Annotated in this window: 11 protein-coding genes; 8 read left to right on the forward strand and 3 right to left on the reverse strand. The window is 68.2% G+C overall.

The annotated features are described in order from the left end of the window. Nucleotides 1–13 precede the first annotated feature (13 nt). The gene (locus tag M3195_RS10775; protein ID WP_251587326.1) at nucleotides 14–892 is read left to right on the forward strand and encodes a TatD family hydrolase; all 879 of its coding nucleotides are present in this window, start codon (nucleotides 14–16) and stop codon (nucleotides 890–892) included. Here the strand turns inward: M3195_RS10775 and M3195_RS10780 are convergent. Next, nucleotides 871–2,133 (reverse strand): MFS transporter, encoded by a 1,263-nt coding sequence (locus tag M3195_RS10780; RefSeq protein ID WP_251587328.1) that lies wholly within the window; start codon nucleotides 2,131–2,133, stop codon nucleotides 871–873. The two genes, M3195_RS10775 and M3195_RS10780, sit on opposite strands and share 22 nt — an antisense overlap. Nucleotides 2,134–2,187: 54 nt before the next feature. Between M3195_RS10780 and rsmA the strand changes: the two genes are divergently transcribed. The 7 genes from rsmA to M3195_RS10815 all read left to right on the forward strand — a co-directional run bounded on the left by rsmA (nucleotide 2,188) and on the right by M3195_RS10815 (nucleotide 10,417). Continuing rightward, nucleotides 2,188–3,057 carry a 16S rRNA (adenine(1518)-N(6)/adenine(1519)-N(6))-dimethyltransferase RsmA gene (rsmA, locus tag M3195_RS10785; RefSeq protein ID WP_251587332.1) on the forward strand — a complete coding sequence of 290 codons (870 nt, stop codon included), beginning with the start codon at nucleotides 2,188–2,190 and terminating at the stop codon, nucleotides 3,055–3,057. A gap of 9 nt (nucleotides 3,058–3,066) precedes the next feature. Beyond that, nucleotides 3,067–4,134 (forward strand): L-glyceraldehyde 3-phosphate reductase, encoded by a 1,068-nt coding sequence (gene mgrA / locus M3195_RS10790; protein WP_251587333.1) that lies wholly within the window; start codon nucleotides 3,067–3,069, stop codon nucleotides 4,132–4,134. A 9-nt stretch (nucleotides 4,135–4,143) separates the two neighbouring features. After that, a complete protein-coding gene (locus M3195_RS10795; RefSeq protein ID WP_251587334.1) occupies nucleotides 4,144–5,076 on the forward strand; it encodes a 4-(cytidine 5'-diphospho)-2-C-methyl-D-erythritol kinase in 933 nt (310 codons plus the stop codon). A gap of 118 nt (nucleotides 5,077–5,194) precedes the next feature. Beyond that, on the forward strand, nucleotides 5,195–6,208 hold the full coding sequence (locus M3195_RS10800) for a LacI family DNA-binding transcriptional regulator (protein WP_251587335.1): 1,014 nt from the start codon (nucleotides 5,195–5,197) through the stop codon (nucleotides 6,206–6,208). A gap of 152 nt (nucleotides 6,209–6,360) precedes the next feature. After that, on the forward strand, nucleotides 6,361–7,881 hold the full coding sequence (gene mmsA / locus M3195_RS10805) for a multiple monosaccharide ABC transporter ATP-binding protein (RefSeq protein ID WP_285885850.1): 1,521 nt from the start codon (nucleotides 6,361–6,363) through the stop codon (nucleotides 7,879–7,881). Beyond that, nucleotides 7,878–9,236, forward strand: coding sequence for a multiple monosaccharide ABC transporter permease (mmsB, locus tag M3195_RS10810; protein WP_096713751.1), 1,359 nt, complete (start codon nucleotides 7,878–7,880; stop codon nucleotides 9,234–9,236). Before mmsA ends, mmsB begins: the two co-directional genes overlap by 4 nt. Before the next feature lie 59 nt (nucleotides 9,237–9,295). Next, a complete protein-coding gene (locus M3195_RS10815) occupies nucleotides 9,296–10,417 on the forward strand; it encodes a substrate-binding domain-containing protein (protein WP_251587336.1) in 1,122 nt (373 codons plus the stop codon). Between the two features lie 131 nt (nucleotides 10,418–10,548). Here M3195_RS10815 and M3195_RS10820 read toward each other — a convergent pair whose 3' ends face one another. Both M3195_RS10820 and M3195_RS10825 read right to left on the reverse strand, forming a co-directional pair. Next, complete coding sequence (locus M3195_RS10820; protein WP_251587337.1) at nucleotides 10,549–11,592, reverse strand: HNH endonuclease signature motif containing protein; 1,044 nt, start codon at nucleotides 11,590–11,592, stop codon at nucleotides 10,549–10,551. Continuing rightward, a complete protein-coding gene (locus M3195_RS10825) occupies nucleotides 11,589–11,933 on the reverse strand; it encodes a hypothetical protein (protein ID WP_251587338.1) in 345 nt (114 codons plus the stop codon). The genes M3195_RS10820 and M3195_RS10825 overlap by 4 nt, the downstream gene beginning before the upstream one ends. Between the last annotated feature and the right edge of the window lie 165 nt (nucleotides 11,934–12,098).

Genomic DNA, 12,098 nt, shown 5'->3' on the forward strand with positions numbered 1-12,098 from the left:
CGGAGAAGTCCTCGTGCCCGATACCTACGTGCAGCGGCGTGACGGCGACGGGCGCAAAGACCTGCGATACCCCGCGGCTCCCGAGCCCCTCGCCGTCCCCGTGTACGACAATCACGCGCACCTCGAGATCCTCGACGGCGACGAACCGCTGTCGCTGACCGAGCAGCTCGACCGGGCCGAGTCCGTCGGCATCGCCGGCGTCGTCCAGGCGTCGGGTGATATCGAGTCGTCGCGCTGGGCAGTGGAGGCCGCGGCCTCCGATCCTCGCGTGCTCGCCGCGGTGGCGATCCATCCGAACGACGCGCCGACGTACGCCGAGGAGGGGAGGCTCGACGAGGCCCTCGCGGTCATCGACGAGCTCGCGGCGCACCCGCGCACGCGCGCGATCGGCGAGACCGGTCTTGACTTCTTCCGCACCGAGCCCGGGCGTCGCGAACCGCAGTTCGCCTCGTTCGAGGCGCACATCGCTCTCGCGAAGAAGCACGGCATCGCGATGCAGATCCACGACCGCGATGCGCACGACGAGGTTCTCGAGACGCTGGCGCGGGCGGGCGCGCCCGAGAAGACGGTCTTCCACTGCTTCTCCGGCGACGCGGCGATGGCGACCGTCTGCGCGGATGCCGGCTACCACTTGTCGTTCGCCGGCAACGTGACGTTCAAGAACGCCCAGAACCTGCGTGACGCCCTCGCGGTCACGCCGCTGGACCGCATCCTCGTCGAGACCGATGCGCCGTTCCTCACGCCGACCCCCCTCCGTGGGCGTCCGAACGCGCCCTACCTGGTTCCGATCACCGTCCGCTTCATGGCGGCGGAACTCGGCCTCGATGTCGACGAGCTGTGCGCCCAGCTCGCCGCCAACACGCTTCGGGTCTACGGCTCGTTCGAGGCCTGAGCCTTCGCGCTGACGATCTGCGAGATCGGACGCCACACGAGCAGCAGCGTGATCGCTGCGCCGGCGAAGGCGAACCACCAGGGCGCGGTGAGGCCCCACACCTGCGCGATCACGCCGCCGAGCGCCTGCCCGATCACCATTCCGGCGAAGACGCCGACCATGTTCACCGAGGCCACCCGGCCCTGGAGCTCCGCGGGCACGAGACGCTGACGCACCGTCGTCGAGATGGTCGCCCACACGAACGCGTACGCGCCGAACACGAACATGATCACGAGTGCGACCCAGCCGGTGGTCGTGAGCGCGAAGGCCAGGTGCATCAGCACCTCGAGGGAGAGCACCACCCGCATGAGGGTGGCGAAGGACACATGCCGCTCGAGCCACCCGAAGCTCAGGGTGGCGAGGATCCCCCCGGCGGCGGATGCCGTGGTGAGCGCGCCGTAGCCGACCGCGCCCATGTGGAGATGCTCGGTGGCGTACAGCACGAGCACGCCCCAGGGCGCCGCCCAGGTCACGTTGAACACGAGAATGATCAGGACCAGGGTGCGCACCGGGGGATTGCGCCAGAGCCAGCGCAGACCCTCGGCGATGTCGGTGTGCACGCGGGGTCTCGGCGTGCTGTCCGCGTCGTCCGGGGCGCGGGAAGGAACGGGCGTGTGCGCCATGCGCGAGACGAGCACGATCGCGAGCGTCACGCACAGCACTTCGAGCAGGAAGGGCCAGGCCGTCCCCGCCGCGAAGAGGAACGCTCCGAGCGGGGGCCCGGCGAACTGGTTCGCGACGAGATACCCCGCCTGCAGTCGGGCGTTGCCGAGACCGAGGTCGGCGCGGTCGACGATCATCGGCAGGAGAGTGCTGCCCGCGGTGTCGACGAAGACCTCGGCGGTTCCGTAGAGGAAGGCCACGGCGAGGACGATGCCGATGTTCGCGGTGTCGGTGATCAGGAAGACGCAGAGGGCGGCGAGCACCGCGGCGCGCGCCGCGTTCGCGACCATGACGAGTCGGCGGCGGTCGAACCGGTCGGCGATCGCCCCCGCGTGCAGGCCGAAGATCAGCCACGGAAGAAACTGGAGGATCGCTCCGGACGCGACGAGCAGCGGAGACGAGGTCAGCGAGGCGATCAGCAACGGAGCGGCGGCCAGCGCGACCCCGTCGCCGACGTTGCTCGTCCACGACGAGGCGAGCAGCCACCGGAAGTCGCGGCCCATGCGCCGGGGAGCGACCAGTTCACCGAGGGAGGGCATCCCTGAACACTAGTGCGGACCGGCGACATCGGCGGGGTGGGGGAGAATGGACCAATGACCGTCACCCTGCTCGGCGCCACCGAGATCCGTCGCCTCGCCGCCGAGCTCGACGTCACCCCGACGAAGAAGCTCGGCCAGAACTTCGTCGTCGACGCCAACACGGTCCGCAAGATCGTGCAGGCCGCGCGGGTGGATGCGGGGGAGCGCGTCGTCGAGATCGGACCCGGGCTCGGCTCTCTCACGCTTGCGATCCTCGAAACCGGGGCGGCAGTCACGGCGGTGGAGATCGACCATCGCCTCGCGGCACGGCTGCCGCAGACAGCGGTCGACCACGGCGTCGAGTCCGATCGCCTCACGGTGGTGGATGCCGACGCCATGCGCGTCACGGAGCTTCCCGGCGAGCCGACGGTGCTCGTCGCGAACCTGCCCTACAACGTCTCGGTGCCGGTGCTGCTGCACTTCCTCGAGACGTTCCCGTACCTGCAGCGCGGTGTCGTGATGGTACAGGCCGAGGTCGCCGAGCGCCTCGCCGCGAAGCCGGGGTCGAAGATCTACGGGTCGCCCAGCGTGAAGGCGGCCTGGTACGGCGAGTGGAGGCTCGCCGGCACCGTGTCGCGTCAGGTGTTCTGGCCTGTACCGAACGTCGACAGTCTGCTCGTCGCTTTCGATCGCTCCGAGGGCGAGCGCGGCTCCGAGGAGGAGCGTCGTCGCACCTTCCAGATCGTGGATGCCGCATTCAACCAGCGCCGCAAGATGCTGCGGCAGGCGCTGTCAGGGATCTTCGGCAGCTCGGCCGCCGCCTCCGAGGCGCTCGTCGCGGCCGGTGTCGCACCGACGGCCCGCGGCGAGGACCTCACGGTCGACGACTATCAGCGTGTTGCGCAGCAGGTCGTCGAGGTCGGCGCGCCGGCCGCCACGGACTAATCTGGCACCGTGACCGACTCTCCTCGCTTCCGCCCGAACGTCCCAGAGCTCCACCGCCCGTACGCCGCCGACGAAGGCCGCTATGGGCAGTTCGAGTACCGTCAGGTCGGGTCCTCCGGACTGTACCTGCCCCCGATCTCGCTGGGGCTGTGGTGGAACTTCGGCGACAACATCCCCCTCGACAACCAGCGCGCGCTGCTGCGCCACGCGTTCGACCGCGGCATCACGCACTTCGACCTGGCCAACAACTACGGACCGCCCTACGGCTCGGCCGAGAAGAACTTCGGTCGCATCTTCGCAGAGGACTTCCGCCCGTACCGCGACGAGCTCATCATCTCGTCGAAGGCCGGCTGGGACATGTGGCCCGGACCGTACGGCGACTTCGCGAGCCGCAAGTACATCCTCGCCAGCGCCGAGCAGTCGCTGACCCGCATGGGCCTCGACTACGTCGACATCTTCTACTCGCACCGCGTCGACCCCGTGACGCCCATCGCCGAGACGATCGGCGCGCTCGACACCCTGGTCCGACAGGGCAAGGCGCTGTACGTGGGCATCTCGTCGTACAGCGCCGAGCGCACGGCCGAGGCGGTCGCGGTCGCGAAGGATCTGGGCACGCCGCTCGTCATCCACCAGCCCGCGTACTCGATCCTCAACCGATGGGTGGAGGACGGCCTGACCGAGACTCTCGAGCAGTCCGGGCTCGGCGCCATCGCCTTCACGCCGCTCGCTCAGGGACTCCTCACCGACAAGTACCTCGGCGACGGCACGGCCGACCGGGCCCAGAAGCGCGGTTCGCTGCCCGACGCGCCGCTCGGCGATGAAGCGCTGCAGATCCTGCGCTCGCTGAACGAGATCGCCCGCGACCGCGGCCAGTCCCTCGCCCAGCTCGCGCTGCAGTGGACGCTGCGCAGTCCCGTCGTCGCCTCGGCGCTGATCGGAGCCTCGCGCCCCGAGCAGCTCGACGAGAACATCGCGGCCGTGAACGGTCCCGCCTTCACCGACGAGGAGCTGTCGCGCATCGACGAGCTCTCCGGTTCGATCGACGTCGACCTCTGGGCGACCTCCACCGAGCTCTGACGGCCCGTCATGACGTTCGCCGCCCCCGCCGAGTCCGTGCACGTGCGTGCACCGGGAAAGATCAACGTCTATCTCGGCGTGGGCGGCCGTCATGACGACGGATACCACGCGCTGGCGACGGTGTTCCAGGCCGTGTCGCTCTACGAGGACGTCATCGCACGCCACGCCGACGACTTCTCGCTCACGGTGTCGGGCGTCGACGACCCCGACTCCGTGCCGCTGGACGACCGCAACCTCGCGATGCGTGCGGCCAAGCTCCTTGCGGCAGCGGCCGACTACCACGGCGGCGTGGCTCTCGAGATCCGCAAGAGCGTCCCCGTCGCCGGCGGCATGGGGGGCGGGTCGGCGGATGCCGCGGCGGCCCTCGTCGCCTGTGACGCCCTCTGGGGCACCGGCTTCTCGACGAGCCGGCTGCACGAGCTCGCAGCCCGCCTGGGCGCGGACGTGCCGTTCGCGCTGCACGGCGGCACCGCGGTCGGCACCGGCCGCGGGGATCAGCTGAATCCCGCTCTGGCGCGCGGCCGTTTCGACTGGGTGCTCGTGCCGAGCGATCAGGGCCTCTCGACTCCGCTGGTCTACGCACGGCTCGACGCGCTCCGCGAGGAGGAGGGTGCGCTCGCCGACGATCCGCCGCTGTCCCTGGACGTGCCGATCCCGGTGCTCCAGGCGCTCCGCTCCGGTGACCCCGAGCTGCTCTCCGAGAGCATCTACAACGACCTCCAGGAGGCCGCGCTGCACGAGCGGCCCGAGTTGGAGACGACCATCCTCCGCGGCATCCATGCCGGCGCCCTGCAGGGGATCGTGTCGGGCTCCGGTCCGACCGTCGCGCTGCTGTGCGCGAACGCGGATGCCGCGAGGGCCGTGCAGGCGTCGCTCGACGAGCACGGCATCGAGTCGCTGCACGTGCACGGCCCCGTCGCCGGCGCGCGCATCATCGGCTGAGCGTCGACCCGTCCGGCGCGCTCCGGGCGACGGACGGTGCGTCGTCGAAGTGCGTTCCCGCGCTCGCGGATACATAATGGTGTGACGATGTGACCGTGCACATGCGAGGAGGCCTGCGGTGTCGACTGCCTCCGAGCGCGCCAGGACGCCCAGCATCCGCGACGTCGCGCGTCTCGCCGGAGTCTCGCATCAGACGGTGTCCCGAGTGCTCAACGATCACCCCAGCATCCGCCCGGAGACCAAGGCGAAGGTGCTCGACGCGATCTCCGTACTCGACTATCGGCCGAATCTCGCCGCGCGCGCGCTGGTCACGAGCAAGTCGAACATGCTCGGCATCCTCTCGGCGACGGTGGGGGAGTTCGGTCCGACGTCGTCGATCGTCGGCATCGAGGATGCCGCGCGCGAGGAGGGGTACTCGGTCTCGACGCTGAACCTGTCCGCGACCTCGCCCGAGGCCATCGGCAGCGCGCTGCGCCAGCTCGCGCGCGAGCAGGTCGACGGGATCGTCGTGCTCGCGCCGCAGGTCCGGGTCTTCCATGTGCTGAGAGCCATGGCGAGCGATACGCCCTTCGTCTCCTTGCAGACCGCGTCGGGGTCGGACGGAGTGAGCCTGTCGGCCGATCAGGTCGCCGGTGCTCGCACCGCCACGGAGCATCTCATCGCGCTGGGACACAGCGACATCATCCACCTCGCCGGCCCGCAGGACTGGATCGAGGCGGAGTCGCGGATGCGCGGGTACCTGGAGGCGCTGCGGGAGGCGGACCTGCCGACGTTCCCGCCGATTCGCGGGGACTGGACCGCCGACTTCGGTTACTTCGCGGGGCAGGAGCTCGCCCGTCGCCGGGATTTCACGGCCGTCTTCGTCGCGAACGACCAGATGGCCATCGGTCTCATGCACGGGTTCCGCGACGCGGGGATCCGCGTGCCGGAGGACGTGAGCGTGGTGGGCTTCGACGATATTCCCGTCTCGGCACACGTCGCACCGACGCTGACGACCGTGCATCAGGACTTCCCGGAGCTCGGCCGCCGGGCGGTGCGGCTTCTGCTCGCGCAGATCCGCGGCGAGGATCCGCCCGAGTTCGGGTCGCTGCAGACGACGCTGCGCACCCGGGAATCCGCCGCGGCTCGATAAGCGAACAATTCGCGTCGCGGTCTTGACACCGTCTCGGCGAGCGTAGACTATGTACCAATGTGAACGGTCACATCGACAGTGGCCGCACGTAGCGAGGAAGATCCGTGAGCACCACAGCAACGTTGCCGGTCGTGTCTGGCCCCATCCTGGAGATGCGCAGCATCACCAAGGAGTTCCCGGGGGTCAAGGCGCTGTCTGACGTCTCCATCACCGTCCGCGCCGGAGAGATCCACGCGATCTGCGGCGAGAACGGCGCAGGCAAGTCCACCCTCATGAAGGTGCTGTCGGGTGTGTACCCGTACGGCTCCTACGACGGCGAGATCCTGCTGTACGGCGAGGAGCAGCGGTTCCGCGACATCGCGGCGAGCGAGCAGGCGGGCATCGCGATCATCCACCAGGAGCTGGCGCTCATCCCGGAGCTGTCGATCACCGAGAACATCTTCCTCGGCAACGAGATCCGCCGCTTCGGCCGCATCGACTGGCAGGCCCAGCGGCAGCGCGCCACCGAGCTGCTCGCGCGCGTCGGCCTCAAAGAGGACCCGGATGTCGCGATCAAGACCCTCGGTGTCGGCAAGCAGCAGCTCATCGAGATCGCGAAGGCGCTCAACAAGGACGTCAAGCTGCTCATCCTCGACGAGCCGACGGCCGCGCTCAACGAGAACGACTCGCAGCACCTGCTCGACCTGATCCTCGGCCTCAAGGCCAAGGGGATCGCGTCGATCATGATCAGCCACAAGCTGAACGAGATCGAGCAGATCGCCGACGAGATCACGATCATCCGCGACGGCCGCACGGTCGAGACGCTCGACATCTCGCGCGGCGAGATCAACGAGGACCGCATCATCCGCGGCATGGTCGGCCGCTCGCTCGAGAGCCGGTACCCCGACCGCACGCCCGAGATCGGCGAGGTGTTCTTCGAGGTCAAGGACTGGTGGGTCCAGCACCCGTCGGTCGCCGAGCGCATGGTCGTCAAGGGGTCGAGCATCAACGTGCGCCGCGGCGAGGTCGTCGGTATCGCCGGGCTCATGGGTGCCGGCCGCACCGAGTTCATGATGAGTCTGTTCGGTCGCTCGTACGGCAACTTCCAGTCGGGAACGATCATCAAGGACGGCAAGGAGGTCGTCATCCCCGACGTCGCCTCCGCGATCAAGCACGGACTCGCGTATGTGAGCGAGGACCGCAAGGTGCTCGGCCTCAACCTGCTCGACACGATCAAGCGCTCCGTCGTCGCCGCCAAGCTGTCGAAGATCACGCATCGCGGTGTCGTCGACGAGCGCGAGGAGTACACCGTCGCGGAGCGCTACCGCAAGGCGCTGCGCATCAAGACCCCCTCTGTCGAGGAGGGCGTGGGCAAGCTGTCGGGTGGCAACCAGCAGAAGGTCGTCCTCGCGAAGTGGATGTTCACCGACCCCGACCTGCTGATCCTCGACGAGCCGACGCGCGGCATCGATGTCGGAGCCAAGTACGAGATCTACGCGATCATCAACGAACTCGCCTCGCAGGGCAAGGGCGTCATCGTGATCTCGAGCGAGCTGCCCGAGCTCCTCGGCATCTCCGACCGCATCTACACCGTCTTCGAAGGTCGGGTCACCGACTGCATCCCGGCCGCCCAGGCAACACCCGAGGCTCTCATGCGCAGCATGACCTCCGCGACTCAGAAAGCATCCGCATGACCACCGACCTCACGACAACGAAGCGTGGCTTCCATTTCGGCGACATCCGCAAGATGTTCGGGAGCAACGGCACTTCCTCGCTGCGCCAGTTCGGCATCCTCGGCAGCCTGATCGTCATCATCGTCCTCTTCGAGATCTTCACGCTGCTGCGGAACGGCCCGAACGGTGCGACGCTGACGCCGGGCAACGTGATCAACGTCATCAACCAGTACTCGTTCATCCTGATCCTCGCGATCGGCATGGTGATGGTCATCATCATGGGCCACATCGACCTGTCGGTCGGTTCGGTGGCCGCGTTCACGGGCATCATCGTGGCGAAGTCGATGGCCGAGTGGAACCTCCCCTGGCCGGCCGCGATCCTGCTCGGCCTCGCCGTCGGAGCTCTGGTCGGCGCCTGGCAAGGGTTCTGGGTGGCGTACGTCGGCGTCCCCGCGTTCATCGTGACCCTCGCGGGCATGCTGTTCTTCCGCGGAGCGCAGCAGTGGATCGGTGACGCGCAGACCATCCCGGTGCCCAAGGGCTTCCAGTACATCGGAACCGGCTACCTGCCGGAGATCGCGCTGCCGCTGCCCTTCAACGTGCCCACGATGATCCTCGCGCTCATCGGCGTCGCCTGGCTCATCTTCTGGGAGATCCGCACCCGTCGCATCCAGCACAAGATGGGCTCCGACTCGGCGCCCGTCTGGGTCAGCACGGTCAAGGTCGTGCTGCTCTCGATCGTCGTGCTCGCCGCGGGCTGGATGTTCGCGACCGGTCGCCCCGGCACGAGCTTCCCCGTTCCCGGCATCATCCTGCTGGCCCTCGTCATCATCTACTCGTTCGTCACCCGCAACACGGTCTTCGGCCGTCACATCTACGCGGTCGGCGGCAACCGTCAGGCCGCGCGCCTGTCGGGTGTGAAGGACCGCTGGGTCGACTTCTTCGTCATGATGAACATGTCGGTCATGGCCGCTCTCGCCGGCATGATCTTCGTGGCCCGCTCGCAGGCCTCCGGCCCGAACGACGGCACCGGCTGGGAGCTCGACGCGATCGCATCGGTCTTCATCGGCGGTGCGGCCGTCGCCGGCGGTATCGGCACCGTGATCGGCTCGATCATCGGTGGTCTCGTCATGGCCTTCCTCAACAACGGCCTCGCGCTGCTCGGCCAGGGCGCCGACGTCGTCTCGATGATCAAGGGCCTCGTGCTCCTGCTCGCGGTCGGCATCGACGTCTGGAACAAGCAGCAGGGCCGCCCCTCGATCATCGGCTTCATGACCCGTCGCTGGGGCCGCAAGGACGACCCCGAGGCGTCGCCGGTGTTCGAGCCCAACAAGACTTACCAGGCCCCACCCGTCGAGAAGACGCGGGGCGAGTAAGCGAATCCTCGCGCAGTGCTCGCGCGCTGGATCCGTCACATCACACAGAAAGAGATCACATGAAGAAGATCATCGTCACAGCGACAGCGCTCGTCGCGACGGCTGCCTTCGCCCTGACCGGCTGCTCGGCCGAGCGTGGCGGCGACACCGGCTCGGGTTCGGGCGACGAGGCCACGAAGGGCTTCGCGGCCGACGCCACGATCGGCGTCGCGCTTCCCGACAAGACCAGTGAGAACTGGGTCCTCGCGGGCCAGCTCTTCACCGACGGTCTGGAGAAGGTCGGCTTCAAGGCCGACGTGCAGTACGCCCCGGCCAGCAACACGGTCGCGGAGCAGCAGAACCAGATCCAGGCCATGGTCACCAACGGCGCCAAGGTCATCATCATCGGCGCGAAGGACGGCAAGCAGCTGGCCACGCAGGTGCAGGCGGCCAAGGATGCCGGTGCCTACGTGATCGCGTACGACCGCCTCATCGAGAACACCGAGGCCGTCGACTACTACGTCGCCTTCGACAACTTCAAGGTCGGCCAGCTGCAGGGTCAGGCCCTGCTGGACGGTCTCGAGGCGCGTGCGGGCCACGAGGCTCCGTACAACATCGAGCTGTTCTCGGGATCGCCGGATGACGCGAACTCCGCGGTCTTCTTCGACGGCGCCATGGAGGTCCTGCAGCCGAAGATCGATGACGGCACGCTGAAGGTCGTCTCTGGTCAGACCGAGATCGCCCAGACGGCGACCGAGGGCTGGCTCGCCGAGAACGCTCAGAACCGCATGGACACGCTGCTCACCGGCTCGTACAGCGGTGACACCGTGATCGACGGCGTCCTCTCCCCGAACGACACCCTCGCGCGCGCCATCATCACCTCGGTGCAGCAGGCCGGCAAGCCGGTTCCGGTCGTCACCGGTCAGGACTCCGAGGTCGAGTCGGTGAAGTCGATCATGGAGGGCGTGCAGTACTCCACCATCAACAAGGACACCACGCTCCTCGTGCAGCAGGCCATCAAGATGGTCGAGCAGCTGCAGAAGGGCGAGGAGGTCGACGTGAACGACACCGAGTCCTACGACAACGGTGTGAAGGTCGTCGACTCGTACCTGCTCGACCCGGTCATCGTCACCAAGGACAACGCGGCCGAGGCGTACGCCAACGTCCCGAGCCTCCTCGAGATCGTGAAGTCGTACCAGTAAGTACAAGGCGCAACAGCAAGCGATATCGCTCCGGCGAATGCGCTTCGCCAGAACCGCCCGGGTCGTCAGACCCGGGCGGTTCTGCATGTTCTGGGCGCAACCGGTCGCGCAGACAAGAGCTGTCGCTCAGGTCAGAACGGCGCGCCGGCGGCGATGGCGGTGTCGCGGAACACGACCGTGTTCGGTGCGGGTGGGGTGTCGAGGTACGTCAGACCGGTCGGACTCGTCCAGCGCAGCACTCCGCCAGATAGTTGCTCGACGTGCCAGGGGGAGTGGTGCTTCAACACGTGATGTCGGCGACAGAAGTGCGCGAGGTTCGTGGCGCAGGTCGCGCCGCCCGTCGCCGCGTCATCGTTGTGATCGAGGTCGCACTTGCGCGCGACGATCCGGCATCCGGGAAAGCGGCACCGCTGATCGCGCGCTCGCAGGTGTCGTCGCAGGTGTCGGCTCGGTCGGTAGCGGTCGACCGCCAGCATCCGTCCGCTCACGGGGTCGGTGAGCACCCGGTTCCATCCTGACGCTCCGCCGGCGAGCACGCGTGCCGTCTCGGGATCCACCGGCATCACACCGTCCAGCTCGGCGGGAGGCCCTACCGGAACCGCCGCTGCCGTATCTCCCGCGTCCGCGACTCCTGCGACGTCGGTCGCATCGCTGCGGATGAGTGTGAGCACGGGCACCGAGATCTCGACCCGGGCCTGAATCGCGCCCAGCATCCCGTCGGTCGTGTCATGCCCGGCTGGCACGCCGGTGAGCACGAGGTCCGTCAAGAGGTCGGCGCGGATCTGGTCGACCGTTCGCTCGTCGGCGGCATGCTCTCGCTCGTCGGCGGCATGCTCTCGCCCGTCTCGGCGCGCGTCGCCCGCGGCTGCGCGGTTCTCGTCGCGCAGCGCGTGTGCTGCCTGCGAAAGTCGATCGAACATACCGTGCACGAGCACCGCCGGGGCATGCACGTGCAGGTCGGCCATCCCGTCTTCGCCATCCGTGATCCACACCCGACGAGTTTCCCGAGCGTCGCGGTGCCGTTCGTCGATCGAGCGCGCGAGCAACTTCTCCGCCTCACGTCGGGCGAGCGGCCGGAGCCGGTTCGGCGACTCCTCCTCGGCGAGGGGAATCATCACGGCGGCGTAGGCCGCGCGATCCGCCTCGTCGAGGTGCGAACCCGCATCGACGATCACCCGGGAGTGCGCGGCGCTGATCCGCCCCGCCCCTGCGCCGCCCAGACCGTCGGGAACTGCTCGACGAGCAGCATCGCGTCGGCCATGCGGCGCTCGACGGTTCGGTCGCTCACGCGCTGTACCGCTCCGATCTCGGCTGCGATCGCTCGGATCGCGTGGTCCCCGCCATCGGGGTGTGCTCCCTGCTTCGCGATGTCGATCGCCAAGCGATTCGCAATCGCGAGAAGCCCGTCGCGCGCCGCTTGCATCGACGCCAGCGTCTGATCCGCGAGGCGAAGCATCTCGACGAGGCCGGCGAGCGCCGTCATCTGCGAGTCCGTCGCGTCGAGGAGTGCTGTCATGACGCGAGTCAACCAGGAACCACCGACATTCGAACAAAGACTCGACCAAGATCTCTGGATGTACCGGCACTCTTCTCTCGGTCGGTCCGACGCCGACGGTCCGCAGGCTGCCGAACGCTCGATAGGGCAAGCCCCACACTCCGCCCGACTACCCTGGAAGGCGAC

This window comes from Microbacterium hydrocarbonoxydans, from assembly GCF_023715885.1.
Taxonomy (GTDB): Bacteria; Actinomycetota; Actinomycetes; order Actinomycetales; family Microbacteriaceae; genus Microbacterium; species Microbacterium hydrocarbonoxydans_C.